Here is a 25747-nt window from a genome sequence, read left to right on the forward strand (position 1 = left end):
GACCAAGGAGCGTAGGCGGCGGTACCGCTTCGGTTGCCCTCCTCCGCCCGCTTCCGTACCGACGCAGGAGCGGTGAGCGGACACCGCGGACCATTCGGCCTCGTTCCGGCTCCGTCGAGGCGCCCGGAGGCCTATGCTGTGCGGCTCGCCCGCGCGGTCACCCGCCCGCCGCTCCGCGTCCACCGATCCGTCACCGCCTGCGCCCCCTGCGTCCCCTGTGCCCCGTGCGTCCCGGACGCCCTTGGCTCTGTTTCGCCGCCTTCCGCGCCGCCCCTGCGCCCCTTCAGACCGACGGCGCCAGGATGTCGCAGAGCGCCGAGACCGCCGCCGGGTAAGCGTGGTCGGGCGGTGTGGCGTAGCCGACCACCAGCCCGTCGACAGCGGGCATGGCCTCCGGGGCGACCGCCGGGTGCCGGAAGTCGGCGAGGCCGTCGACGGCCAGGCTCCGGCCGGCAGCGGCCCGGAGCGCCGCGTGCTCGGTGCCCGGCTCCAGCCGCAGCACCGCGTGCAGGCCGGCCGCGATGCCCGAGACCCCGATCTGCGGGGCGCGCGCCGCGAGCGCGGCCACCAGGTGGTCGCGGCGGTCCCGGTAGTGGCGGCGCATCCGGCGCAGGTGCCGGTCGTAGCCGCCGGAGTCGATGAACTCGGCGAGGGTCAGCTGGTCCAACGCGCTGACCCAGCCCTCGCGTTCGCCCTTGGCGGCGAGCACCCGGTCGACCAGGTGGTCGGGCAGCACCATCCAGCCGAGGCGCAGCGCGGGGGTGAGGCTCTTACTGGTGCTGCCGAGGTAGAGCACCCGCTCGGGGTCGAGGCCCTGGAGGGCACCGACCGGCTGGCGGTCGTAGCGGAACTCGCCGTCGTAGTCGTCCTCCAGGACCAGTCCGCCGCGGCCGCGCGCCCAGTCGACCACGGCGGCTCGGCGGCCGGGGTGCAGCGGGCCGCCGGTGGGGAACTGGTGGGCGGGCGTGAGCAGCGCCGTCCGGACGTCCGCGTGCTGCGCCAATTCGTCGACGAGGGCGCCCTGTTCGTCGATCGGCAGCGGTACGGCGGTGACCCCGGCGGCGGCCAGCAGCCCGCGGTGGAAGTCCAGCCCGTACGCCTCGACGGCCAGCGGCCCGTTCTCGGCGGGCGGCAGGACGGGCCGCGCGCCGTCGAAGAGCAGCCGCAGCGCGTGGGCGAAGCCGGAGCAGACCACGATCCGGTCCGGGTCGGTGCGCACTCCGCGCGCGCGGGCCAGGTAGTCGGCGAGGGCGGTGCGCAGCTCGCGTCGGCCCCGAGGATCGCCGGGCCCGAAGGCTTCGTTGGGCGCGGTGGTGAGGGCCCGGCGGGCGGCGGCCAGCCAGGCGGTGCGGGGGAAGGAGGCGGCGTCCGGCTGGCCCTGGCGCAGGTCGTGCCGGGGCCCGGGGCGGGGTGGGGGCCGGCGGGCCCGGGTGGGCGGGACGGGTTCGGCGCGGTCGGCGACGGTGGTGCCGGATCCCTGACGGGCGGTCAGCCAGCCCTCGGCGACGAGTTCGGCGTAGGCCTCGGCGGCGGTGTTGCGGGCCAGGCCGAGGTCGGCGGCGAGCGTGCGGTACGGCGGCAGCCGGGTGCCGGGCGCCAGCCGGCCGCTGCGGATCGCCTCGCGCAGGGCCGTCATCAGCGCGGCGCGACGGCCGCCGGCGGCGGGGAGGTCGAGGTGCAGGTCGTTGCCGGTCGGGTGGGCGGGCTCGGAGGGGAGCGCGCCCCGCGTGTCCGTCATGTTCACGCACCCTACCCGCCGCCCCGCCCCCGCCCGCCGGGTGGTCGGCCCCGGGGCCGACCGCCTCCGCCTCCACAGCTGTCACTCCACCCCTGTCTCGCTCCGCCTCCGTCACTCCACCTCCGTCAGGGGACGACGGTCACCGGCCAGCGGCCCGCCTTCACCAGCCGGACCGCGACCGATCCGATCACCTTGTGCCCGGCCTGCTCGGAGACCCCGACCACCACGGCGTCCGCGCGCAGCTCGTCGGCGAGCTTGGCGAGCCCGCCGTAGGCGTCGCCGCGCATGGTCAGGAAGCGCCATTCCACCTGCCACACCTCGCGGACCCGGTCCTCGGCCTCGCGCAGGGCGGACAGCAGTTCCTCGGCGATCTCCTGGGTGGTCTCCTCCACCGCGGCCCCGGCCAGGGCGGTCGCGGCGCCGAGGATCGGTTGGATGTACGCCACCGCGAGGACGGCGCCCTGGCGGCGGGCCAACCCGGCGGCGTAGGCGGTGGCGCGCCAGGAGGAGTCGGAGCCGTCCAGCCCCGCCAGGATCACCTTGGGCCCGTCCGTCCCCAGCTCGAAGCCCGCGGGCGCGACCGCGCCCTCGTGCTCGCCGGTGCCGATCGGCACCCCGGCCGCAGCCGCGGCGGCCCCTCCCCCGCCGGTGTCCGCCGTTCCCGGGTCCGGCACCTCCGGCGCGTCGGCCGCTTCGCTCTCGTTGCTCATGATCCACAGGCTATTCCCGGCACCGTGCGTGTGTGCAGGGGGCACTCCGGGTGAGCCCTGTGGTGCGGGCCACCCGGGGCGGCGGCGGGCGCGGCGGATCCGGCACCGGCGGCTGGCGGGTCGTCACGCGCCGTCGACGATGTGCGCGGCCTCACACGGCTCGCGGTGTGGCGGGGGCCACTTCAGCACCGGACTTGATCTTGGAAATGGGTGCAAATCGAGCCAAATTGCCACAATTCCTTGATCCTTACGCCCGGTAACAGCCCTCTGACGTGCCTGAACCTCCACATCCTTGAACCCGCCGCCGCCACCCCCGTACCTTCGAACCCGTTGCACCGAGCGATCCGCTCCGGACGGGCCTCACCGCCCCCGAGCAGGAACGGGTGCCGGACCACGTGAGCGACGTGTCCCCGAAACCGACGGCCTTCCGAGGGCCTGGTTCCGCGTGCTCGCAACCCCCTCCGAAAGGAAATCCATGACCTTCCGCAACGAGACCGCCACTGCCACCACCACTGCCACCCCGAAGCGCCGCAACCGCGTCCGGATGGCTCTGATGGCCGGGGCGCTCACCGCGCTCCCGGTGGCGGGCCTCGTCGCGGCCACCAGCGCCTCCGCCGCGCCGGCCTCCGTCTGGGACAAGGTCGCCTCCTGCGAGGCCACCGGCAACTGGGCCATCAACTCCGGCAACGGCTTCTACGGCGGCCTGCAGTTCACCTCCAGCACCTGGGCGGCCTTCGGCGGCACCTCGTTCGCCCCGCGCGCCGACCTGGCCACCAAGGACCAGCAGATCTCCGTCGGCGAGAAGGTCCTCGCCGCCCAGGGCCCGGGCGCCTGGCCGATCTGCTCCGTCAAGGCCGGTCTGGGCAAGTAGGACCCCGCAGACCCCACGCTGCCGCCGCACCCCCGACCGGGTGCGGCGGCTTCGTCATACCCCCACCCGCCCGTCAGGCCGGCCGGGGCGGCAGCGGCAACGGAACGCCGGGCAGGCCGTCGATGCTGCTCGCGACGAGCGGCTTGCGCTCGCAGTAGGCGCCGAACTCCTCCTCGCCCTTCCGGTCGAAGTACTGGGCGTGCAGATCACGATCGGCGCGGTAGTCCATGAACGGCACCGCGTACCCGCAGGAGTCGCTCACCCGCTCGGCCCTGACCAGCACGATCGCCCGCAGACCCGCCCCGTCGACCGTCGGCTCGAAGTGCCCCAACAGCCCGGCGAAACGCGGATCGTCACGGAAGACCGCCTCGCCCCGCCCGTGCACCCGCACCACGGTCGGCGGCCCCTCGAATGCGCACCACATCAGGGTGATCCGGCCGTTCTCCCGCAGATGGGCGACGGTCTCGGCCTGCGAACCGCCGAAGTCAAGGTAGGCGAGCGTGAGTTCGTCGATCACCACAAGGGTGCCGGAGCGGCCCTTGGGCGAGAGGTTGACGTGCCCGTCGGCCGCCAGCGGCGCCGTCGCGACGAAGTAGACCGGCTGAGACTCGATGAACCGGCGCAATCGGCCGTCGATGGATTCGTACTGCTTTCCCATGTCCGCGATTCTGCCCACCACCCGGCCGCCGGGAAAGGAAGATCCACGCCCTGAGACGCCCCCACCCGGGCCGGCGGCGGGAGTTCGGCACCCGGCCCCCGGCCGCGGACGCCGGCCGATCGGGTGGCCGACGCCCCGGGCCGGCCGGTTCGCCGTGCCGGACGGGGAGTTCGGCGCCCTGTTCGTGCGCGGCCCGGGCTGGGAGCCGTCCGTCCGGTGGGCCCGGCGCCAACTGCGGCGCTCGCGCGGGCTGGTACCGGTCCACGCGCTGGTCGAGAAACGTGGCGGCCCCGTCCGGCGCCCTGGGAGGGTGGGGCGGGCGCGCGGGCGGGGCCTTGGCTCGGGGGTGGGGCCGACCGAGCGCGGTCACCGCGTCGGTTCACTGCTTCATGTAGACGCTGTCCATGAAGTCGATGATCTGCTGGTCCGTCAGCCGCTGGCCGTCGCGGTGGCCCATCGCGAGGTCGGCTTCGCTGATCATGCCGACCAGTCGCTCGCCGTCGATCACGGGGATGCGCCGGATCTGGTGCTGTTCCATCTTGCGCAGCACCATGTCCATGCTGTCGTCGGCGCGCACGCAGTGCAGGTGGCCGGACAGCTCCATCGCCGTCATCGCGGCCGGGTCCTTGCCCTCGGCGATACATCGCAGCACGATGTCGCGGTCGGTGATGATGCCCTTCAGCTTCTGGTCGTCGCCGCAGATCGGCAGCGCGCCCACGTTGTTGTCGCGCATCATCTTCGCGGCCTCGGCCAGCGTCTGGTGGGCGCCGATGCACTGGGCGCCGGTGTGCATGATCTCTCGGGCAGTGGTCACGGGGACTCCTTCGTCGGTGATTCCCCCCGTCTCCCCCAGGGCGGCGCCCCCTCACGCGCTCGACAGGGGAGCGAACGGGGGGTTACCGCGCCCTCACCATAAGCAACAGCGGGCCGGTCCGCGACCGCGCGAGGGAGGAGGGGGAGGAGGCACGAGGGAGGGCCGGCGCCGGGAGCGGCGATACTGGGAGGGTGACCACGGATGCCGCCGAGCACGGTGCACAGCCCGTCGACGAGGCCGTCCGGGCCCGGCCCGCGGCGGCGCTGCGCCCGTACGTGGCCTGGTACTCCGGTTACCGGCAGCGCGGCCTCGCCCCCGCCGTCCACCGCGGTCTGCCGTCCCCGTACCTGACGTTCATCCTGACCCTGGACGAACCCCTGGTGATCGCCGGGCACCCCGACCCGGCGCAGCCACCCGGCAGCTACCCGACCCTGCTCGGCGGCCTGCACACCGCCCCCGCGCTGATCACCCACGAGGGTGCCCAGTCCGGGGTGCAGATCGCCGTGCACCCGCTCGCCGCCCGGGCGCTGTTCGGCCTGCCCGCCGGGGAGTTGGCCGGGATCGACGTGCCCGCCGACGCGGTGCTCGGGCGGCTGGGCCCGCGGCTGCGGGAGCGGCTGCAGGCCGCGCGCGGCTGGCAGGAGCGGTTCGCCGCGCTGGACGGGGCGCTGCTGCGTGTCACCCGGCCGTCCGGGCGGGTGCCGCCGGAGGTCGGCTGGGCGTGGCGGGCGCTGCGGCGCAGCGGCGGTGCGCTGCCGGTGGCGGCGCTGGCCCGGGAGACCGGCTGGAGCGACCGGTACCTGCGGGAGCGGTTCCGCCGGGAGACCGGACTCACCCCGAAGGCGGCCGCCCGGGTGATCCGCTTCGACCGGGCCCGGCACCTGCTCGCCGCTGCCGATCCGCCGACCCGGCTGGCGGAACTGGCCGTGCGCTGCGGGTACTTCGACCAGGCGCACCTGGCGCGCGAGTTCCGCGCGCTGGCCGGAGCGGCGCCGAGCGTCTGGCTGGCGGCGGAGGGGGCGGAGGCGGCGCGGTTCCGAAACGTCCAAGGCGGGGCGGTCGGGGCGGACGCAGAGTGGGACGCGTAGCGGGCATCCGCCCAGCCCCGAACCCCGGTCCCGAGCACCGGTCCCGATCCCGATCCCGAGGAGAGCGAGCCATGGACTCCACCGAGACCCCCGCCCCGCAGGTCTGGCCCAGCCTGCGGGCCACCGACGCCCGGGCGCTGATCCGCTTCCTGGTCGAGGCCTTCGGCTTCCGGGAGGTCGTCGCCTACGGTGAGGGCGAGGTCGTCGCCCACGCCGAACTGGCCTGGCCCGAGGGCGGCGGCGTGATGCTCGGCTCCGACCGCCCGACGCCGGAGGGCGCCGAGCCCTGGGCGGGCAGGCCGGGCGGCTTCACCGCCTACGTGGTCACCGCCGACCCGGACGCCGTGCACGCCCGCGCGGTGGCCGCCGGCGCCCGGATCACCACCGCGCCGCACGAGACGGACTACGGCTCGCGCGACTTCGCCGCCGCCGACCCGGAGGGCAACCACTGGTCCTTCGGCACCTACCCGGGCGCACCCCGGCCGACCACCGGGTGACCACCGGGTGACGCGGTACCCGGGCCCGGCCCCGGGCGGTGGCCGCCGAACCGGGGCAGACTGGCTGCGGGGGCCACCCACCGGAGGCTTCGGAGACGGACCGTGCCGCAGATGACGGTGGACGGGCGCACCCTCGCCCTCTCCCACCTCGACAAGGTGTACTACCCGCGCACCGGCACCCTCAAGGGCGAGGTGCTGCGCTACTACGCCGCCGTCCACGCCGCCCTGCTCCCTCACCTGCGCGACCGTCCGGTCTCCTTCCTGCGCTGTCCGGACGGTGTCGAGGCGGAGGTCTTCGTCGCCAAGAACCCGCCCCCGGGCACCCCGGACTGGGTGCGCACCGTCGAGGTCCCGAGCAACACCGGCGAGCTGCGGCAGGTGGTGCTGGAGGACGGCGCGGCACTGCTCTCCGTCGTCAACCTGGGCTGCCTGGAGCTGCACGTCCCGCAGTGGCACGCGGCCGCGCCCGGCCTCGCCGACCGGCTGGTCCTGGACCTCGACCCCGGCGAGGGCGCGGACCTCCTGACCTGCCGGGCGGTCGCGCTGCTGCTGCGCGAACGGCTCGCGGCGGACGGCCTCACCGCCTGGGTGAAGACCTCCGGCTCCAAGGGCCTGCACCTGCTGGTCCCGATCGAGCCCACGCCCGGCACCCGGGTCTCCGCCTACGCGAAGGCGCTGGCCGCCGCACTGGAGGCCGAGCACCCGGAGCTGGCGGTGCACACCATGGCCAAGGCCCGGCGCCGGGGCCGGGTGCTGGTCGACTGGTCGCAGAACAACGCCAAGAAGACCACCGCCGCGCCGTACACCCTGCGGGCCCGGCCGCTGCCGACGGTCTCCACCCCGCTGGCCTGGGCCGAGCTGGAACGGGCCGACGGCGTGCCGGAGCTGACCTTCACGCTCGCCGAGGTCCCCGACCGACTGGCCGCCCACGGCGACCTGCTCGCCCCGCTGCTGGACCCGGAGCAGGCCCGCCCGCTGCCGTCCGCCCCCTCGGCGGCGGCGCGACCGGCCGGACCGGAGGCACCCCGGCAGCACGCACCCCGGCAAGACACACCCCAGCAGCAGCCCGCACCCCGGCAGCACGCACCCCGGCAAGGCGCACCCCAGCAGCAGCCCGCAGCGCGACCGCGCCAGGTCCTGCACCCGCCCGTCGAGGTGATGCGCCCCGCCGCCGTCGGCGCCGTACCGCCCGCCGACGGCCTGGGCGGCGGCGGTGTGCAGTACGAGCTGAAGCTGGACGGCTTCCGCTGCGTCGCCTTCGCGCGCGGCGACCGCCCGCCGGTCCTGCAGTCCCGCACCGGCCGTGACCTCGCCCCCGAGTTCCCGCCGATCGCCGCCGCCGTCGCCCGGCTGCCCGAGGGGCTGGTGCTGGACGCCGAGCTGGTCGCCTGGCGCGGCGGCCGGTTCGCCTTCGGGGAGCTGCTGCGCACCCGGCAGGCCCGCGCCGCCGCCCCGGACGTCGCACTCGGCCTGATCGCCTTCGACCTGCTGGCGCTGCCCGGCCGCGACGTCCGCCGGCTCCCGCTCGCCGACCGCCGCCGCCTGCTGCTCGCCGCCCTGGCCGACGTCCCGCCGCCGATCCAGCCGGTGCTGGCCACCACCGACCGGGCAGAGGCGCTGGAGTGGATGGAACGGCTCGCCGACACCGGGGTGGAGGGCCTGGTCTGCAAGGCCGCCGCCTCCCCCTACCGGCCGCGCGGCGCGGGGCGCAGCTGGGTCAAGTACCGCCGCAGCGACACCCTGGACGCCACCGTCCGCGCCGTGACCGGTCCGGCCGCCCGCCCCGACGCGCTGGTGCTCGAACTCGACGACGGCCGCGTCCTCCTGACCACCCCCCGGCTCACCGCCGTCCAGTCCCGCGAGGTCGCCGAGCTCACCCGGCCCCTGCTCGGCCCGGCCGCCACCGACCCGGACCACGGCCGGGTCCGCCCCCTCACCGGTCCCCTCCGCGCCGAGCTCACCCTCACCGGCCGGCCGCCCACCGCCACCTTCGTCCGTCTTCGGGGCGACTGACGGCGCACTCCACCGGCGGGCGCGGGCCGCCCGTCCTCACCGGCGCCGCTTCGCCGTCGCGTGGGCGAACTCCGTCACGAAGGCGTCCTCGAAGAGCGGCAGGTCGCCCGGGTTGCGGCTGGTGACGAGGGGGCCGGGGCCGTCGTGGCAGACGTGGACCGGCTCGTCGACCCAGTGGGCGCCGGCGTTGACCAGGTCGGTGCGCAGGCTGGGCCAGGAGGTGAGGGTGCGGCCGCGGACGGCGTCGGCCTCGATGAGGGTCCAGGCGGCGTGGCAGATCGCCGCGACCGGGCGGCCGGCGGTGCAGAAGGCGTGCACGAAGGCGACCGCCGAGCGGTCCAGCCGCAACCGGTCGGGGTTGGCGACGCCGCCGGGGAGGACCAGGCCCGCGTAGTCGGCCGGATCCGCTCCGGCGACCAGGGCGTCCACGGCGAAGGTGTCGCCCGGGGCGCGGTGCCGGACGGCCTGGACCCGGCCCTCGGCGGTGGACAGCAGGCGCGGGGTGCCGCCGGACTCGGCGACCGCCTGCCAGGGGGAGGTCAGTTCGGCCTGCTCGACGCCGTACGGCGCGACCAGGAAGGCGATCGTCCGGCCGGTGAGCGTGGTGGACGGCCAGGTCACGGGTCCGCCGCTCAGCCCGGACGGGGGGCGGTCAGGTCGACCGCGGCGGCCGGGGCGGAGCTGAGCCTGGCCCGCGGGCAGTCGAGGTGGACGACGCGGTCGAGGTGGTCGACCCGGGCGACCTGGCCCATCGGGACGAGCACCCGGGCGCCCGGCACCCAGGGACCGGCGTCGACCAGCAGGTGGTCCCCGCCGTCCTGCTCGACCCGCCCGACCGGGCCGTCGGTGGCCTGCACCTCGTACCCGACCAGGCCGGGGTCGGCGGCGGGATGGGAGCCCGGTCGGTGCTCCCACAGCTCGGTGCTCATCGCTTCACGTCCGTCCTCGTCGGGTCGCGTCCGTCCTCATGGGTCAGGTGCGTCATCGGATCAGGGGCGTCAGGGGATGGGGATCAGGTGCGTCCTCGTCCGCTCACGCCTCCGGCCGGTCCCAGGGCCGCCGTTCGCGGCGTTCCCGGGGCTCCTCCAGTTCGGCGGCCTCGGCCCGGCCGGCCCGGGAGGCGCTGCGGCGGCGCAGCAGCTCCGAGGTGGCGACCGCGGCGGCCACGGTGGCCGCCCAGACCACCCCCAGCGCGGCCAGTACGGCCGTGGTCGGGGTCCGTACGCCCACGCCGAGGCAGATCGCGGTCATCACCAGGGCCGTCAGCACCACCCCCGCGGTGACCCGGCGCCCGACCGCGTGGCACACCCGCCGGGCCCGGCTGGGCCGCTTGGCACCCATCGTGCTCAGCTTCCGGTCGAGCTTCGTGTCCTGGCGCAGATCGGACTCGATCTCCGCAAGGAGCCGCCGCTCCCATCCACTCAAAGCGGGACCGTCCATCTCGGTCACCTCCGACACTTCCGGTGACGTGCTCGCACCCGGCGGTTGCCCGGCACGGGCCGGCGCTAACCGTTCCGGGGACCACCTGTTCCGGCACCCACGGGTCCGAAGGCCCGGGGACGGGCGAGCAGGCTGTCGTCCAGGACGCGCAGCAGCGCGGCGGCGTCGGGGTGGACCTCGGCCGCACCAGCCGCCCGCAGCTCCGGACCGGCGTCTTCGCCGGCCTCCAGGGCGACGCAGGGCACCCCGGCCCGGCGCGCCGCCCGTACCTCGCGCACGCTCCCGGCGACGGCCACCGCGTGCGAGGACCCGCCGTCGACCAGTTCCAGCGCGGCCAGCAGCGGATCGCCCCCGGGGTCGGCCACGGTCAGGGCCGGGGCCCCGGCGGGCCCGGGCCCGGTCAGCAGGACCGTCCAGCCCCGGGCGGCGCACTCGCGCAGCAACTCGGCACCGCCGGGCAGCGCGGGCCGCCAGTCGGTACCGAAGAGAGCCGCCGAGATCACCGTCATGGCCACCGCTTCCCTTGGAGGGCCACGCACCGTACGCGCCCTTCCAGGTTAGGCCGCTCCCCCGCCCGGCGCGCTGCCTGCCGGGAAGTAGGTGCCGAGCCGGGCGAGTTCGGCGCGGCGCTGCTCGGCGCTGCGCTGCTCGGCGCGGTGCTGCTCGGCGGGCGAACCGGGGCCGGCCCGGGCCGGGTCAGCCGCGGTACGGCTCCGGGTCCGGGTCCGTCGCCAGCCGGGCGTGCAGGTGTTCGTCCTGGTAGTCGCGTCCCTCGAAGCGCCAGGAGGCGCGCAGGGTGCCCTCGTACGGGAAGCCGGCGCGCTCGGCGACCCGGCAGGAGCGGTCGTTGCCGAGGGCGTGGAAGAGCTCGATGCGGCGGGCGTCGGCGGTCTCGACGGCCCAGCGGGTGACGGCGTCGGCGGCGCGGGTGGCCAGGCCGCGGCCGCGGGCGGCGGCGAGCAGCCAGTAGCCGACCATGGCGATGCCGTCGGCCTGGTTGCTCCAGCGCAGGAAGGCGTTGCCGAGGAGTGCGCCGTCGGCGGCGTCGGTGACGGCGAAGGCGGCCATGGTGCCGTCGGCCCAGTGGGCGTCGCAGCGGTCCAGGTAGGCCTCGGCGGTGGCGGGATCGGTGCTGTTGAGCGGGTTCCAGTGGGCGATGTCCGGGTCCGTCGCCGCGGCGACGAGGGCGGGGACGACGCCGCCGGGCAGGTCGAGGGCGCGCCCCCAGGGGCGCAGCAGGGCGTCGCCGAGGTCGAGGACGGCGGGGCGGAAGACGCGCCGGTCGGTGCCGGGATCGCTGATGGTGGTCACCCGCTCTTCCTATCCTCGGTGCCCCCGCTCCCGCCAACGAATAATCCGGCCCCGACCGCCCCTGCCGCCCGGGCGGCAGGGGCGGTCGGGGCCCGCCGTGCCCGGTCCGCCGGCGGGCGGTGCGGCCGGATCAGATCCGGGCCAGGTAGCCGTTCTCCACCAGCCAGAGCACGTTCAGCCTGGCCGGGCCGCCGGGGAGCAGCGTCGCGTCGAGCTGGTACTGCAGGCCCCAGCCGGGCTGGCCGAACCAGGGCGCGATCGGGCCGGCGTGCACCGTGAACGGCTTGACCACCTTGTAGTCGTGGTAGTTGCAGGCGGCGGGCGGGTTGCCGTCCAGGCTCTGCGGCGGTATCGCGCGGTTGGCGTAGGGCAGGCCCTCGGGGGCGAGGAAGGCGCCGTACTCGCTGCCGTAGCGGTCGATGTTCTGGTCGGGGTGGAGCGTGATCTCGAACTCGACCGGGCTGCCGTCGGGCAGGGTGACGTAGCCGTCGGCGGGCGGGTAGATCCAGCCGCCCTTGCCGCCGTTGGCGGCCGCGTCGAAGTACGTGGCCAGGAAGGTCCGGTCGGCGGTGCCGCCGGTGCGCTGGTAGCCGATCAGCTGGCGGCCGACGCGGCCGGTGGTGGGGAGGTCCTGGGGGCCGAGGCGGGCGTCGTCGTGGTGGTAGGCGGCGGAGCACTGGTCGGTGGGGGTGGCCGCCGGGGTGGCCGCGGTGGCGGGGACGCTCGGGGCGAGCAGGACGGCGGTCGCGGCGAGGGGGGCGGCGAACAGGCGAAGGCGAAGGCGCACGGTGTCTCCGTCGAACGGGTCAGCGGTCGGGGAAGCAGCCGCGGAGGGGCGGTTCGCTCACCCTCCGTGGCTGATTCGACACCAGGCAATCGGATCGTCTGATCGTTCGTCAACATGATCCGGGCGCCGGCCCGTCGGACTCCGTAGTTTCGGCCAGACCCTGCGCACCACGACCCCGCCGCCCCCGTCCCGAGGACGGGCGGCCCGCCGCCCGCCGCTCACCGCCCCGGCGCGACCCGCCCGAGCAGGTGGAGCAGCCGGTCGAGGGCGTCGTTGGAGTTCGGCTCGGTCAGGTTCACCATGAGCCGGAACGCCACCTTCAGCAACGCCGGGTGGCCGAGTCCGGCGGCGCCGGCGGTGCCGAGCAGCCTGGGCCGGCCGAGCAGGTCCGCGGCCAGTCGGCCGAGGGCGAAGTAGCCGGCGTAGGCGGACCGCAGCGCCTGCGGGTAGGCGCGCAGGGCGAGTTCGCGGCCGCGGTCGGTGCGGCGGGCGAGCGCCTGGACGATGGTCTCGGCGGCGAAGCGGCCGGATTCCATCGCGTAGGCGATGCCCTCGCCGGTGCCCGGGCTGACCGTGCCGCCCGCGTCGCCGACGAGCAGCAGGCCGTCCGCGTAGTGGGGCCGGCGGTTGAGGCCCATCGGGAGGGCGGCGCCGCGGATCGGCTCGGTGACGCCGTCGGGGGTGTAGCCGTACGCGGGCGGCAGGTCCTCGCACCAGCGGCGCAGCAGTTCGCGCCAGTCGACGTCGGTGTTGGCGGTGTCGAGGACGCCGAGGCCGACGTTGGCGGTGCCGTCGCCCATGCCGAACACCCAGGCGTAGCCGGGCAGCAGGCGGCGGGCCGGGTCGTCGGGGTCGCGCAGGTCGAGCCAGGCCTCCAGGTAGCGGTCCTCGTGGCGCGGGGTGTGGAAGTAGGTCCGGTAGGCGACGCCCATCGCGCGGTCGGTGCGGCGGTAGCGCTTCATGGCGACGGACAGCCGGGTGGAGTTGCCGTCGGCGGCGACCACGATCGGGGCCCGGTAGGCGACGGGCAGGCGGTCCTCGCCCAGCTTGGCGGTGACGCCGGTGATCCGGCCGGTCCGGTCGTCCACCAGGGGGCCCGCCACATTGGCGCGTTCGATCACCCGGGCGCCGCACGAGGCGGCCTTCCGCGCGAGCAGCTCGTCGAAGTCGGCGCGGCGGCGGACGAGTCCGTACCCGGGGAAGGCGGAGAGCTCGGGCCAGTCGAACTCCAGCGAGCGGCGCCCGGAGACCAGCCGCAGGCCCCGGTTGTGCAGCCAGCCGGCCTCCTCGGAGACGTCGATGCCGAGGTCGGTCAGCTGCTTGACGGCGCGCGGGGTGAGGCCGTCGCCGCAGACCTTCTCGCGCGGGAAGGCGGATTTCTCCAGCAACAGGACGTCCAGACCGGTCCGGGCGAGGTGGGCGGCGGCGGTGGAGCCGGCCGGGCCGGCCCCGACCACGATGACGTCGGCGCTCTCCTCGGCGGTCTGCTCTGGGCCGGGCATCGCACTCTCCCACGGGTCGGATCGGCTGCGCACGCAGCGGAATCGGCGGACTGGGCGGTTCCAGACGGACGATAGAGAAACCTGGCGCCCGCACGCCGCCCCGACACGCAGGGCGTCCCCGGGGACCGGTCAATACCGGCCACCTCGACTGCCCGGGTTCACCCGCCGGTTCGGGGCCCGGAGTTGACTGCCGCCGACCGCCGTACCGGCGGAAGTGCACGCGAACCCATGACAATCGGTTGATCGGATCGTTGTGACGAACTAGCCGGACCAACGGTTCACAACGATGCATTTCGGCCATAGCTCCCGTGCGGCAGGTCCGGCCGTCGGCACGGACACCCACCGCGGCTCGGCCGCGGCCGGGCCGCGGCACCACCGAGCCCCTGGCCCCGCGAGCAGCCGCGGGCCCAGGGGCTCCCGTTCGTACGGCGGCGCCCGTGGTCCCACAGAGCCACGGCCGACGGCGCCGCCGACGACGAGGCCCCCCGGCCACGGGGGTAACCGGGGGCCTCATCCCGGTCTACGGTCGGCGGGCCGTCCCGGGTTCACCATCCGCACCGAAAACCCCACGGGCATCACAGACCCCATGAGCCTCACAGATCCCACCGGTCCCGGCCGACCGGGCGCGGGAACGCCGGAAGCCCCTGGCCACGGGGGGAACGGGCCAGGGGCTTCCACCCTCCTCCACGGCTGATCCGCCGTCACGGGTTCACCGCCAGCACCACGTACCCCGCCAGCACCGTCAGGTGCACCGCGCCCTGCAGCAGCGTCGCCCGGCGCGGAATCACGGTAAGGATGCCCAGCACGATGGTCAGGGTCAGCAGCACCAGGTGCGCCGGGCCCAGGCCGAGGACGAGCGGGCCGGACAGCCAGGTCGAGGCGATCGCGACCGCCGGGATGGTGAGGCCGATGCTGGCGAGCGCCGAGCCGAGGGCCAGGTTGAGGCTGGTCTGCACCCGGTTGCGGGCGGCCGCGCGCAGCGCCGCGATGGTCTCCGGCAGCAGCACCATCATGGCGATCACCACGCCGACGACGGCGTGCGGGAGGCCGGCGTCGTCCACCGCCTTCTCGATGGTCGGCGAGACGCCCTTGGCCAGGCCCACCACCGAGACCAGGGCGACGGCGAGCAGCAGCAGGCTGACCCCGGCGGCCCGGACGGTGGGCGGGCTCGCGTGGTCGTCCTCGTCCAGCACCCGGCCCTCGGGGGTGACGGCCAGGAAGTAGTCCCGGTGCCGGATGGTCTGGGTGGCGACGAACAGTCCGTAGACCACCAGCGAGGCGGTGGCCGCGTAGATCAGCTGGGTGGTGGAGAACTGCGGGCCGGGCGAGCTGGTGGTGAAGGTCGGCAGCACCAGGCTGAGGGTCGCCAGGGTGGCGATGCAGGCGAGCGCGGCGCCGGTGCCCTCGGCGTTGAAGACGGCGGTGCGGTACTTGACCGAGGTGACCAGGATGGACAGGCCGAGGATGCCGTTGCAGGTGATCATCACGGCGGCGAACACGGTGTCCCGGGCGAGGGTGGCGGACTTGTCCCCGCCGTCGGCCATCAACGTCACGATCAGCGCGACCTCGATCACGGTGACCGCCACCGCGAGCACCAGTGATCCGAACGGCTCCCCCGACCAGTGCGCGATGACCTCGGCGTGGTGCACGGCGGACAGCACGGCGGCCACCAGGAAACAGGCCACCACGCCCACCACCCAGCCGGGCAGGTCCTCGTGCCAGGTCAGGGCGAGGACGACGAACGACACCAGCGGAACGACGACGGTCCATTGCGCGGCACCCGCGCGGAGCTTCGTGATCATGCCGCCGAGGATCCCAGACCGGGGGTCGGTCACCCGGGTACCCGCGCCGGGACACGGATGGACGTGGCACAACTCATCCCGGTTTGCGCCCTCATCCTCCGTAGTCGGCGAGGTACCGGAGCACCGTGTCGACGTGCGGCCGCACCCGGTCGGGGACGCCCCGGGCCGCCTCCACGGACTTGTCGCTGGTCCGGTAGGCGGCGGTGACCAGGGCGGGCAGGTCGCGGTCGAAGCCGGCCCGCTTGAGCTGCTGGTCCAGCCAGCAGACGTAGTTGCCCATCGCGGCGATGGCGTCGCCCGGGTCCAGGTAGGACGTGGGGCCGGGGTGGGCGGCCGCCTTGGCCCAAGCCTCGAAGACGGCGGGCGTCCACATGGCGATGCCGTACTCGCCGGTCTCCGGGCGGGCCGCATTCGGGTCGAAGCCGCTCTCCGCCTTCAGCATCGCGGCCAGCAGTGCCGGGGTGATCTCCGGTTCGGGGCACCGGCGGGCGGCGTTCACGATCATGTCCCGGTAGGCGACCGGGACGTCCGAGCCGGCCGGGATCGCACCCGGCGGCGGGACGACGTTCGACGGCGGGACCGACGACGGCGGGACGGCGTTCAGCGGCGGGGCCCGGTGGGCGCCCGGCCCGGCGGGCTCCGGCCCTCCGGTCAGCGCGAGGACGGCGAACGCGCAGGCCAGCAGGTCGGCCGCGGCCCGTACGGCGGTGCGGCGGCGCCGGGCCGGACCGGCGGTGCGGCGGCGGCGCCGGGCCGGACCGGCGGTGGCCCGGGCGACCAGCGCGGCGAGGTCGGTCCGGGCCCGCTCCTCCCGGCCGGGCGCGAGGCAGGCGGTGACCACCGGGCGCCAGCGCGCGGGCAGCGCCTCGTCCAACCGCAGCGGCGCGGCGCCGCGCGCGTACGCCTGGGCGGCCAGCGAGCGGGCCCGGGCGGTGGCGCCGAGGAAGGGGTGCAGACCGCCGGTGAGCAGTTGGTGGGCGATCACCCCGAAGGCCCAGACGTCGGCGCTGGGGCGCACCGCGACACCGCGCGCGCCGGTGCGCTGGGACCACCACTCGGGCGGGACGTGGTCGGGCGAGCCCAGCGGCGGGGCGTAGGCGTGGGTGCCCTCCAGCTCGGCGGTGAGGCCGAAGTCGGCGATCTTGGCGGTGCCGTCGGGCATCAGCAGGACATTGGCCGGTTTCAGGTCCCCGTGCACCCAGCCGACCCGGTGCATGTGGGTCAGCCCGGCGCAGACCTCGGCGAGGACGCGCGCGGCGCCGGGCACCGGGGTGCCCGGGCGGGCCGCCGCCAGCACGTCCTGCAGGCTGCGGGCGGCGCGCTCCATCACCAGGGCGACGGCGCCGTCCAGGGCCGGGTGGTCCGGGTCCTCGACAGTGGCCACGGCGAGGGTGCGGATCAGGTGCGGGTGGTCCGCCCGGCGGCTGAAGCGCTGTTCGCTGCGGGCCATCCGGGCCACCGTCGCGCGCTGGCCCGGGCTGAACCGGGCGGCGGCGAGCAGCTTGACCGCGGCCTGGGTGCCGTCCGGGCCCTCGGCGGCGTGGACGCTGCCCCAGGCGCCCGCGCCGAGGGCGGCGCCGAGGCGGTAGCCGGCGATGGGGTAGCCGTCCGGCACCTCGAGGGACGGGCCGTCCGGCCGGTCGTCCCCGGGGGTCCGCCGCCGCGGCGGCTCCGGCTCGGGCCCGGCGGCGGGCCTCACGGCCGGGCGGCCGCGCGCCGGGGCGGGAGCAGGGCCAGGTGCTCCTCCCGGACGAGGTCGAACTTCAGTGCCAGGGAAGCGAGTTCCTCGCGCTTGCCGCCGGCCGGGCCGTCCTCGTACGGCTCGCGCAGCCGCAGCTTGGTCTCCACCAGGTAGTCGATGTGGTAGTTCACCGCCGAGCGGGTCAGCCCGCAGCAGGAGGGCAGGGCGCGCAGCCGGGCCAGCACCTCGGCCACCCCGGGGACGGCGGCCGCGGAGGGCGAGCGCAGCCGGGGCTCGCAGAGCGCGAGCAGCACCAGGAAGTACTTGGCGGTCGGGTCCAGGGCGAAGGGGCTCACGGTGCGTTCGCCGTCGGCGCCGCCGGGCCGGGCGTCCAGGTAGGCGTGCTGCGGGGCGAACACCTTGAAGGAGGCGGGTTCGCCGAGCGCGGGCAGCAGCACCCGGGAGAGTTCGAACGGCACCGGCGCGCCGACCCGGCCGGGGGCCACCTTGACGTGCTCGCCCGCGCCCTCCAGGTTCTCCACCACGTAGGTGGCGGAGGCGCTGAAGTTGGACAGCCGCCAGTAGTCCTCGGCCGCGACCACCTCGCCCGCGCGGCGGGAGACGCCCTGGTCGGGCAGCGGGATGGCGAGCGGTCGGCCGGGCTCGCCACGCCCGAACACCGCGGCCTCGCCCGGGCCCATCCGCAGCAGGGCGGGTGCCTCACCGGGCGCCATCTCGGGCCCCGGGCCGGGAAGTTGCACGATGACGGTGTCCACGCAGCCACCTCCGCTGGGATCGGATCGATGGTATCCGCCCGATTCGTCCCGGCCGCACACCGCCACCCGGACGAGTGACGGCGCGCCGCCAACCCCGAGCGGGCGGCCGGGAGTTGCCACCCGGGGATCGGCGCCCCGGCGACGGAGCGGACACGGCGAGCAAAAGAATGATCAAAGGAACGGTCAAGTCGGCGGCACCGAAGCACGACACCAGGGGCATCCGGACCCGCCCCGCCCCCTCCGGCACCACCCGCACCGCCGCCGCCCGACCGCCGGGAATCCGGGACGCGAGCCCGGCGCGACACGAGAACGCCTGCGTGCCGCCCCCCATGAACTGATCGCCCGTCAGGCCGCCAGCTGTCCGGATATCGAACACTGGGCGAACGGTTGCGGTATGTAGTTGAACGGTCACCATGAGTGTGACGCAGCACACACACGCGACGTCCACAATGTGTGCAACACTCATCCCAAGGAGTGAGATTCCCTTAAATTCCAAGGAGGTTCACATCATGCGCACTCGGATCGCAGCTGTGTTGATGACGGTGGCAGGGATCGCCGGGCTGACGGCGGGCCCGGCCATGGCCGCCACGGCAACGTCCGAGACCGACGCCGCGGCCTGCGCCACGGTGCTCAACCGCCCCTGCATCTCGCACCAGACCGACGGCGAGGGCGTCGTCGGCGTCGCCCAGGTCACCGCCGACCCGGCCCAGTTGACGATCGTCAAGGTCGAGGTCCGCACCCAGGCCGCCTGGGGCAGCCCGTGGGAGACCGCCGCCTCGGCCACCACCGTGCGGATCGGCTCCGCCAAGGCCGTCACCCCGCGTGTCGTCACCAACGACCTGCGCATGATCTGCGCCACCGCCGGCCCGGCGCTGGACGCGACCAAGCAGGTCACCACCTGTACCAACCCGTTCTGATCGCGGGGCCCTTGACGGGCAGCACACGCGCCGTCCGCACGACCGGACGGTAGGCGCAGGACGAGCCGGGGCACCGCCCCGCTCGGGGCCGGCCGCCGGGACCCCCGTTCCCGACGGCCGGCCCGTCGGCGTCCGCGCCCCGCACCACCGCGTCCGCGCCCCGCACCACCGCCCGGGCACCAGCGCTCGGCGCCCCGCTCCCGCCGGCGGCACCCGTCGAGCGGGCGACCAGGAGGTCGGGGAACCGGCTCCGACCAGGCCCCGGGTGGACCTGGGGCACCCGTTCACGGCAAACTGGTCTAGACCTCGGAGGTCTAGACCTCAGACGCGCCTCAGAACGGTGGACCCAGTATGGAAATCGTGATCGTCCCAGACGCCCCAGCGGCCGGCGAACTCATCGCCGCGGCGATCACCGATCTGCTGACCGACAAGCCCGACGCCCTGCTCGGCGTGGCGACCGGCTCGACCCCGCTGCCGATCTACCAGGCCCTCGCCGCCCGGGTCGGCGACGGCCGGCTGGACGCCTCCCGGGCGCGCATCTGCCAGCTGGACGAGTACGTCGGTCTGCCCGCCGGTCACCCGGAGTCCTACCGCTCGGTGGTGCTGCGCGAGGTCGTGGAGCCGCTCGGTCTGACCGAGGACTCCTTCCTGGGCCCGGACGGCAACGCGACCGACATCGCCGCGGCCGCCACCGCCTACGACCGCGTGCTGGCCGAGGCCGGCGGCGTCGACCTGCAGCTGCTCGGCATCGGCACGGACGGCCACATCGGCTTCAACGAGCCCTGCTCCTCGCTCGCCTCCCGGACCCGGATCAAGACCCTGACCCGGCAGACCCGCGAGGACAACGCGCGCTTCTTTGACAGCATCGACGAGGTCCCGCACCACGTCATCACCCAGGGCATCGGCACCATCCTGGAGGCCCGCCACCTGGTGCTGCTCGCCACCGGCGAGGCCAAGGCCGAGGCCGTCGCCCTCGCCGTCGAGGGCCCGCTGTCCGCCGTCGTCCCCGCCTCGGCGCTCCAGCTGCACCCGCACGCCACCGTGGTGGTCGACGAGGCCGCCGCCTCCCGCCTCAAGCTCGCCGACTACTTCCGCGACACCTACGCGGCCAAGCCGGCCTGGCAGAAGCTCTGACTGCTCCCGCGCAGCCGTGACGACGCGGGGGCGCCGGCCACCGATCACCCGGTGGCCGGCGCCCCCGCGTCGTCATGCCGGCGGTCGCCACCGCCCACTGCCCACCGCCCACTGCCCGCCGGGTCAGCGCTTGCGGAGCCAGGCGGCGAAGGCCTCCAGGGCCGGAGCCGGGTCACGGCGGCCGAGGCCGATCCGGAACCGGTCGGTCGGGGTGGGCGTCAGCTCGGAGCGGAAGATGCTCGCGGGCAGCAGGATGACGCCCGCCTGCTCGACCAGCCCGGCACAGAAGTCCTCCACGCCGTCCGCCCCGAGGTAGCGCGGGAACGCGACGCAGCCGCCGTCCGGGGCGCGCCACTCGAAGAGATCGGCGAACTCGGCGAAGAAGGCGTCGAAGAGCGGCAGGTTCTCCGCGATGACGGCCCGGTTGCGCGCCAGGATCCGCTCACGGGCCGTGATCGCGATCCGGGCCAGCACCTCGCTCGGCGCCGAGTTGCAGATCGTGGTGTAGTGCTTGGCCCGTTCCAGGCGGGAGCGCAACTCCCGGTCCCGGCAGGCGATCCAGCCGATCCGCAGACCGGGCAGGCCGAGCGACTTGGAGGTGACGTTGAGCGAGAGGGCGCGTTCGGAGAGGTCGGCGGCCTGCGGGAGGGTCCGGGCCGGGTCACGCTCCAGGCCTCGGTAGACCTCGTCCGAGAAGAGCCGGATGCCGCGCCCGTCGCAGAGTTCGACCAGCCGGGCGAAGTCGGCGGCGTCGATCACCGCACCGGTGGGGTTGTTGGGGAAGTTGACCGACACCAGCTTGGTGTTCGGGCGCAGCGCCGCCTCGACCGCGGCGAGGTCGAGCGCCCAGTCCCGCCGCTCGTCCAGCGCGACCCCGGTGACCTCGCACAGCGAGAGCGGAATGGTCTCGGCGGACTGGTAGTTGGGGGTCACCACCACCGCGTGGTCGTCCGGTTCGAGCAGCACCCGCATGGCGAGGTTCAGCCCCTCCTGGGCGCCGCCGAAGCAGATCACGTCGTCGGCGTCGACCCGCTCGTACATCCCGGCGACGGCCCGGCGCAGCCCGGGGTCGCCGTAGGTCTCGGTGTAGCCGAGCGCGAGGGTGTCCCAGGCCTCGCGGTCCTCGGGGCCGGCCAGGGCGAGCAGCTCGGCCATCGTCATGGTCTGGGCGTCGGAGGCGGTGAGGTGGTGGGGGGCGGTGAACTCCCAGCGGGACAGGTGGGTTTCGAGCCGGAAATCGGGGAGCTGGGGCATGGGGGGCGTTCCTTCCTGAGGCTTGCGGGCCCGTGGGCTTACGGTCGGGCGGGCTTACCGTCCGGCCGGCTTACGGTCCGGCCGGCTTACGGTCCGGCGGGCTTACGGTCCGGCGGGCTTACGGTCCGGCGGGGTGCTTGAGCTCGGCGAGCAGGCTGTAGGCGGTGGAGCGGGAGATCCGCAGCGCGGTGGCGACGACGGGGACGGCGCGGCGCACGGCGAACACCCCGGCCTCGTCCAGTTCGCGCAGCACGGCCAGCCGGTCCTCGCGGGTGAAACGCTCCAGCGGGCGGCCCTGGGCGCGGACGCGGCCGCCGATCACGTCGTTCATCCGTTCCGTCCAGTCCCGTTCGAAGAGCGGTTCGGGGCGGGGCACGCTGGGAGCGGCGAAGCCGGCCAGCAGGGCGGCGGCCTGTTCCAGCGGGCCGCGGTCGAGGTTGACGCAGAGCACCGCCGAGGGCCGGCCGGCCTCGTCGCGCAGCACGGCGCTGACGGAGGAGAGCCGCCGGCCGTCCGGCAGCGTCTTCTCGTACGGGCCGTAGACGTCGGGGGCGGAGGGGTCGACCTCGTCGAGTTCGCCGAGCATCGACGGGTCGCCGGGGGCGCGGGGGGTCATCGGGTTCCAGATGGCGAGCACCCGGTCGGTGGCGGTGTCGTGCAGCACCACCTCGGCGTACGGGCCGAGCAGCAGGGCCACTGCGCGGCAGACCGGGGCGAAGGTCCGCACGCGTGGGTCGGGGTTCTCCGAGGGCATGCCTGGACTGTACGTCCAGATCGGACACTTCGTCCAGCACCTCGCCGGAGCACGGCGCGGCGGAGAGCACCTCGACGGCGAACGGCACCGACGGCGAAGGCCCCGCCGGGCGGATCCGGCGAGGCCTCGGCGCCCGGGTGGACGCGGGTGCTACGTGCAGGTGGTGTTCAGTCCGAGGACGGTGGAGCAGCTGCGGGTGTCCCGGCTGGTGGCGGGCGACGGGTCGACGGGCGCGCCGGCCGTCCGGGCCACGGTGATGTCCCAGCTGCGGACCAGCGAGAGCAGGCCGACCCTGACCGAGAAGTGTCGGGTCACGGTCGCCCCCTTGGCGAGCGGGGCGGCCAGCGTGCAGGTGAGCTTCCCGGCCGCGACGGTGCAGTCACCGGAGGTCGTGGTCAGCCCGCTGGGCAGGCCGGCGGCGACGGTGGCCGCGGTGATCGGGTCCGGCCCCTGGTTGCTGAGCGTGATCGTGTAGTCGACCCGGCTGGCGAGCAGCTGGGTCACCGGGGTCGCGGTGAGCGCCACGCCCAGGTGGGCGCTGGGCGCGGTGTAGGTGAAGCGGTCGGCCGCGACGGCCGCGCTGGTGCCGCCGGGCGTGGTGACCCGCACGTCCACCGGGCCGGTCACGGTGGTGGCGGGGGCGGTCGCGGTGCAGCTGGTCCTGGTGCAGCTGAACGCGGTGGCCGCGCCGGCCGCACCGAAGGTCACGGCGGTGGCGCCGTTGAGGCCGGTGCCGGTGACGGTCACCGCGGTGCCGCCCGTCCCGGAGCCGCCGTTCGGGGTGACCGCGGTCACGGCCGGCACGGGCAGCGGGAAGTTCAGCACCTGGACGGCGCCACCGGTGAAGTCGGCGAGGTAGCCGTGCCGCCCGTCGGCGGTCAGGGCCAGCGCGTACGGGCTCGCGCCCACCGGGACGGTCGCGGTGACGGTCCGACTCGCGGTGTCCACCACGCTCAGCGTGTTGTCGGCGTAGTCGGACACGTACGCGGCCGAGCCGTCCGGGGCGAGGGTGACGGCGTACGGGCCGGCGCCGACCGCGACGGTGCCGACCAGCGCGTTCGCCGCGGTGTCGATCACGGCGGCCGTGCTGTCGTCGCCGTCGGCGGCCCAGAGCCGGCTGCCGTCGGGGCTGAGGGCGAGGCCGAAGACGCTGTGGCCGACGGGAACGGTGGCGCTCACCGTGCTGCCCACGGTGTCGACGACGTTCACCGCCTTGTCGCCGGAGGCCGCGACGAACAGCCGCTTGCCGTCCGCCGAGAGGGCCAGCCCGTGCGGCTCGGCGCCGACCGGGACGGTCGCGGTCACGGTGCCGGAGGAGGTGTCCAGCACGCTCACGGTGTTGGCGGAGGCGTTGCTCACGTAGGCGCGCGCGCCGTCCGGCGAGAGGACCAGGCCCCAGGGCTGGGCGCCGACCGGGACGGTCGCGGTGACGGTGCCGCTCGCGGTGTCCACGACGCTGACCGTGTTGTCCAGGTGGTGCGTCAGGTAGGCGCGGTGCCCGTCGGGCGAGAGGGCGACCGCGTAGGAGCCGGAGCCGGCCGTGAAGCTGCTGCTCACCGTCCCGCTCGCGGTGTCCAGCACGCTGACGGTGCCGCTGCTCTGGCTGGTCACGTAGGCGTGACCGCCGTCCGGCGCCAGCGCGATGCCCGCCGGGTAGGGCGCCACCGGCACCTGGGCGGCGACGGTCGGCGGCGGCGCGGCGGCCTGGGCGGCGGCGGGCAGGGTCAGCAGTGCGGCCGTGGCCGCGGCTATCGCGGTCACGGCCGTCAGGGTCCGGCGGGGTGCTCGGCGTGTTCTCACGGTCTCTCCGTTCGGTCGACGACAAGGGGCGGTACGGGTCGTGCGGGCCGCACGGGCCGTGCGCCGCGGCACGCGCGGAGCGGGCCCGGAGCCGCACGAAGCGTAGAAGCAGGCCTGACCGTACGTCAGGCGGTGACCACGGATGTCGCCAACTGGTCGGATCCGACCGGATCGTCCGGACCCCCGCCAGGACGACCGTCGGGACCACTCCTCGGGGGCACCCGTCGGGGCACTCCTCGGACCGGCCCGGTCGGGGTCGTGCAGAAAATTGGAGTTGTGGAGTCGTATTCGGTAGCGTTTCGAACGTGAGGCTGACCAAGAGCACCGACATCGCCCTCCGGATCGCCATGCGGCTGGCGGTCCTGCGCGAGGGCGACAACCCGACCACCCGCGAGGTGGCCGAGTCGGTCGGCGTGCCGTACACCCACGCGGCGAAGGTGGTCAGCCGCCTGCAGCACCTGGGGGTGGTGGAGGCCCGGCGCGGTCGCGGCGGCGGGCTGATGCTCACCTTCGCCGGGCGGACCGGCTCGCTCGGCCTGCTGTTGCGGGAGCTGGAGGGGGTCGGCGACGTGGTCGGCTGCGAGGACGAGCCGCCATGCCCGCTGCGGGCCGCGTGCCGGCTGCGCGGGGTGCTGCGCAACGCCCAGGAGGCGTTCTTCGCCACGCTCGACCCGCTGTGCATCGACGATCTGGTGGCCGCCCCCACCGGACCGGTCCTGCTCGGCCTCACCGCCCGACCGCCCGGACGTCCCGCCGCCGGATCCTCCGGCTGACCCCCGGCACGAACCACCGCCCGATCGATCCCGCATCGACCCCGCCGACCGATCCGCCCCCATCGGGGTCGCGCGCCACCGCACGGCCTTTAATACGAATCTCAAATACCACTTAGGAGCCCCCTGATGCTGTCCGCGAAGTCCGCCGAGGTCATCGAGGCCACCCTGCCCGTCGTGGGCGCCGCCATCGGCGACATCACCCCGCGCTTCTACGACCGGATGTTCGAGGCCCACCCCGAGCTGCTGCGCGACCTCTTCAACCGGGGCAACCAGGCCAACGGCACCCAGCGCCAGGCGCTGGCCGGCTCGATAGCCGCCTTCGCCTCCGCGCTGATCGCCCACCCGGACCAGCGCCCGGACGCGATGCTCGCGCGGATCGCCCACAAGCACGTCTCGGTCGGCATCAGCAACGACCAGTACAAGATCGTCCACGAGCACCTGTTCGCCGCCATCGTGGAGGTCCTCGGCGAGGCCGTCACCCCCGAGGTCGCCGCCGCCTGGGACGAGGTGTACTGGCTGATGGCCAACGCGCTGATCGCCGTCGAGGACCGGCTGCGCGCCGAGGCCTCCGCCGGCGGCGACCCGGCCGACCTGTGGCGCCCGTACACCGTGGTGGCCCGCCACCAGGAGACCGAGACCGTCACCAGCTACCTGGTCCGCCCGGCCGACGGCCGACCCGTCCCGGCCTCCCGCCCCGGCCAGTACGTCTCCGTGCGCACCGAACTGCCCGACGGTGCCCGGCAGATCCGCCAGTACAGCCTCTCCGGCGGTGCCGATGGCGCCCTGCGCTTCAGCGTCAAGCGCGAGGCGGGCGGGGAGGTCTCCGGCCACCTGCACGACCACCTGCGGGCCGGCGACACCGTCGAGCTCTCGGCCCCGATGGGCGACATCTTCCTGGCCGACGGCGACGGCCCGGTGCTGCTCGCCTCCGCCGGCATCGGCAACACCCCGATGACCGCGATGCTCGACCACCTGGCCGCCACCGGCTCCACCCGCCGGATCGTCTCGGTGCACGGCGACCACGACCAGCTCGGCCACGCCTTCCGCGCCGAACTGGCGCGGCTCACCGCCGAGCTGCCGAACGCCACCGCCCACGTCTTCTACGAGCAGCCGCTCGGCGAGTGGCCGGCCGAGCGCACCGGGCTGGTGGACCTCGCCTCCGTCGAGGTGCCGGCCGGCACCACCGCCTACCTCTGCGGCCCGCTGCCCTTCCTGCGCGCCGTCCGCGGACAGCTGCTGGCGGCGGGCGTCCCGGCGGCCGACATCCACTACGAGGTGTTCGGCCCGGACCTGTGGCTCGGCGCCTGATCCCGGACGCCTGACCCGGGGCTCCCGGGCCGGCGGCCGGCCCGGTGGCCCCCGGCTCCCCCGGCCGACTCCCGGCGCGGCAGCGCGAGTTCCCCCCACGGCACCGGTCCGCTCGCTAC

At 75.1% G+C, this 25747-nt stretch carries 24 protein-coding genes and 2 pseudogenes; 9 read left to right on the plus strand and 17 right to left on the minus strand.

Going from position 1 to position 25747, the window contains the following annotated elements:
- Nucleotides 1-283 precede the first annotated feature (283 nt).
- Both AB0Q99_RS18395 and AB0Q99_RS18400 read right to left on the minus strand, forming a co-directional pair.
- Nucleotides 284-1738, minus strand: a complete 1455-nt coding sequence (locus AB0Q99_RS18395) for a PLP-dependent aminotransferase family protein (RefSeq protein ID WP_363572973.1) — start codon at nt 1736-1738, stop codon at nt 284-286.
- A 125-nt stretch (nt 1739-1863) separates the two neighbouring features.
- Entirely contained in the window at nt 1864-2346 is a 483-nt protein-coding gene (locus AB0Q99_RS18400; protein WP_363573229.1) for a universal stress protein, read from the minus strand.
- A gap of 577 nt (nt 2347-2923) precedes the next feature.
- Here AB0Q99_RS18400 and AB0Q99_RS18405 point away from each other — a divergent pair.
- Nucleotides 2924-3310 (plus strand): annotated as a pseudogene (locus tag AB0Q99_RS18405) (transglycosylase family protein); the annotation flags it as partial.
- 82 nt (nt 3311-3392) lie between these two features.
- On the opposite strand, the gene AB0Q99_RS18410 reads toward AB0Q99_RS18405, so the two are convergent.
- Entirely contained in the window at nt 3393-3977 is a 585-nt protein-coding gene (locus AB0Q99_RS18410) for a pyridoxamine 5'-phosphate oxidase family protein (RefSeq protein WP_363572975.1), read from the minus strand.
- A gap of 379 nt (nt 3978-4356) precedes the next feature.
- Nucleotides 4357-4791 carry a CBS domain-containing protein gene (locus tag AB0Q99_RS18415; RefSeq protein ID WP_363572977.1) on the minus strand — a complete coding sequence of 145 codons (435 nt, stop codon included), beginning with the start codon at nt 4789-4791 and terminating at the stop codon, nt 4357-4359.
- Nucleotides 4792-4982: 191 nt separating this feature from the next.
- On the opposite strand from AB0Q99_RS18415, the gene AB0Q99_RS18420 reads away from it, so the two are divergent.
- The 4 genes and pseudogenes from AB0Q99_RS18420 to AB0Q99_RS18435 all read left to right on the plus strand — a co-directional run bounded on the left by AB0Q99_RS18420 (nt 4983) and on the right by AB0Q99_RS18435 (nt 8389).
- A complete protein-coding gene (locus AB0Q99_RS18420; RefSeq protein ID WP_363572979.1) occupies nt 4983-5879 on the plus strand; it encodes a helix-turn-helix domain-containing protein in 897 nt (298 codons plus the stop codon).
- 71 nt (nt 5880-5950) lie between these two features.
- A complete protein-coding gene (locus AB0Q99_RS18425; RefSeq protein ID WP_363572981.1) occupies nt 5951-6376 on the plus strand; it encodes a VOC family protein in 426 nt (141 codons plus the stop codon).
- A gap of 111 nt (nt 6377-6487) precedes the next feature.
- Nucleotides 6488-7360 (plus strand): annotated as a pseudogene (gene ligD, locus AB0Q99_RS18430) (non-homologous end-joining DNA ligase); the annotation flags it as partial.
- A gap of 174 nt (nt 7361-7534) precedes the next feature.
- Nucleotides 7535-8389, plus strand: a complete 855-nt coding sequence (locus AB0Q99_RS18435; protein ID WP_363573231.1) for a DNA ligase — start codon at nt 7535-7537, stop codon at nt 8387-8389.
- A 36-nt stretch (nt 8390-8425) separates the two neighbouring features.
- Here AB0Q99_RS18435 and AB0Q99_RS18440 read toward each other — a convergent pair whose 3' ends face one another.
- From AB0Q99_RS18440 to AB0Q99_RS18485, 10 genes are all read right to left on the minus strand, one after another.
- Nucleotides 8426-9010, minus strand: coding sequence for a type 1 glutamine amidotransferase domain-containing protein (locus AB0Q99_RS18440; protein WP_363572983.1), 585 nt, complete (start codon nt 9008-9010; stop codon nt 8426-8428).
- An 11-nt stretch (nt 9011-9021) separates the two neighbouring features.
- A complete protein-coding gene (locus AB0Q99_RS18445) occupies nt 9022-9318 on the minus strand; it encodes a PRC-barrel domain containing protein (protein WP_363572985.1) in 297 nt (98 codons plus the stop codon).
- A gap of 103 nt (nt 9319-9421) precedes the next feature.
- Nucleotides 9422-9829 carry a DUF3040 domain-containing protein gene (locus AB0Q99_RS18450; RefSeq protein ID WP_363572987.1) on the minus strand — a complete coding sequence of 136 codons (408 nt, stop codon included), beginning with the start codon at nt 9827-9829 and terminating at the stop codon, nt 9422-9424.
- Between the two features lie 65 nt (nt 9830-9894).
- Nucleotides 9895-10338 carry a hypothetical protein gene (locus AB0Q99_RS18455; RefSeq protein ID WP_363572989.1) on the minus strand — a complete coding sequence of 148 codons (444 nt, stop codon included), beginning with the start codon at nt 10336-10338 and terminating at the stop codon, nt 9895-9897.
- Between the two features lie 187 nt (nt 10339-10525).
- Nucleotides 10526-11140 carry a GNAT family N-acetyltransferase gene (locus AB0Q99_RS18460; protein ID WP_363572991.1) on the minus strand — a complete coding sequence of 205 codons (615 nt, stop codon included), beginning with the start codon at nt 11138-11140 and terminating at the stop codon, nt 10526-10528.
- A gap of 130 nt (nt 11141-11270) precedes the next feature.
- Complete coding sequence (locus AB0Q99_RS18465; RefSeq protein ID WP_363572993.1) at nt 11271-11927, minus strand: TNT domain-containing protein; 657 nt, start codon at nt 11925-11927, stop codon at nt 11271-11273.
- A 218-nt stretch (nt 11928-12145) separates the two neighbouring features.
- Nucleotides 12146-13429, minus strand: a complete 1284-nt coding sequence (locus AB0Q99_RS18470; RefSeq protein ID WP_363572995.1) for a geranylgeranyl reductase family protein — start codon at nt 13427-13429, stop codon at nt 12146-12148.
- 701 nt (nt 13430-14130) lie between these two features.
- A complete protein-coding gene (locus AB0Q99_RS18475) occupies nt 14131-15231 on the minus strand; it encodes an ionic transporter y4hA (RefSeq protein ID WP_363572997.1) in 1101 nt (366 codons plus the stop codon).
- A 91-nt stretch (nt 15232-15322) separates the two neighbouring features.
- The gene (locus AB0Q99_RS18480; RefSeq protein WP_363572999.1) at nt 15323-16930 is read right to left on the minus strand and encodes a serine/threonine-protein kinase; all 1608 of its coding nucleotides are present in this window, start codon (nt 16928-16930) and stop codon (nt 15323-15325) included.
- Nucleotides 16927-17688: a serine/threonine protein kinase gene (locus AB0Q99_RS18485; protein WP_363573001.1), complete on the minus strand. Its 762-nt coding sequence runs from the start codon at nt 17686-17688 to the stop codon at nt 16927-16929. Before AB0Q99_RS18485 ends, AB0Q99_RS18480 begins: the two co-directional genes overlap by 4 nt.
- Nucleotides 17689-18197: 509 nt before the next feature.
- On the opposite strand from AB0Q99_RS18485, the gene AB0Q99_RS18490 reads away from it, so the two are divergent.
- Entirely contained in the window at nt 18198-18605 is a 408-nt protein-coding gene (locus AB0Q99_RS18490; RefSeq protein ID WP_363573003.1) for a hypothetical protein, read from the plus strand.
- Between the two features lie 351 nt (nt 18606-18956).
- Nucleotides 18957-19739, plus strand: coding sequence for a glucosamine-6-phosphate deaminase (gene nagB, locus AB0Q99_RS18495; RefSeq protein ID WP_363573005.1), 783 nt, complete (start codon nt 18957-18959; stop codon nt 19737-19739).
- Nucleotides 19740-19862: 123 nt separating this feature from the next.
- Here the strand turns inward: nagB and AB0Q99_RS18500 are convergent, their stop codons facing one another.
- From AB0Q99_RS18500 to AB0Q99_RS18510, 3 genes are all read right to left on the minus strand, one after another.
- Nucleotides 19863-20993: an aminotransferase class I/II-fold pyridoxal phosphate-dependent enzyme gene (locus AB0Q99_RS18500; RefSeq protein ID WP_363573007.1), complete on the minus strand. Its 1131-nt coding sequence runs from the start codon at nt 20991-20993 to the stop codon at nt 19863-19865.
- 118 nt (nt 20994-21111) lie between these two features.
- On the minus strand, nt 21112-21747 hold the full coding sequence (locus AB0Q99_RS18505; protein WP_363573009.1) for a PAS domain-containing protein: 636 nt from the start codon (nt 21745-21747) through the stop codon (nt 21112-21114).
- Between the two features lie 150 nt (nt 21748-21897).
- Entirely contained in the window at nt 21898-23508 is a 1611-nt protein-coding gene (locus AB0Q99_RS18510; protein ID WP_363573011.1) for a beta-propeller fold lactonase family protein, read from the minus strand.
- 344 nt (nt 23509-23852) lie between these two features.
- Between AB0Q99_RS18510 and AB0Q99_RS18515 the strand changes: the two genes are divergently transcribed.
- Nucleotides 23853-24320 (plus strand): Rrf2 family transcriptional regulator, encoded by a 468-nt coding sequence (locus tag AB0Q99_RS18515; protein WP_363573013.1) that lies wholly within the window; start codon nt 23853-23855, stop codon nt 24318-24320.
- Between the two features lie 126 nt (nt 24321-24446).
- Complete coding sequence (locus AB0Q99_RS18520; protein ID WP_363573015.1) at nt 24447-25628, plus strand: globin domain-containing protein; 1182 nt, start codon at nt 24447-24449, stop codon at nt 25626-25628.
- Nucleotides 25629-25747: the final 119 nt, after the last annotated feature.

Source organism: Kitasatospora sp. NPDC086791, from assembly GCF_040685975.1.
Lineage (GTDB): Bacteria > Actinomycetota > Actinomycetes > Streptomycetales > Streptomycetaceae > Kitasatospora.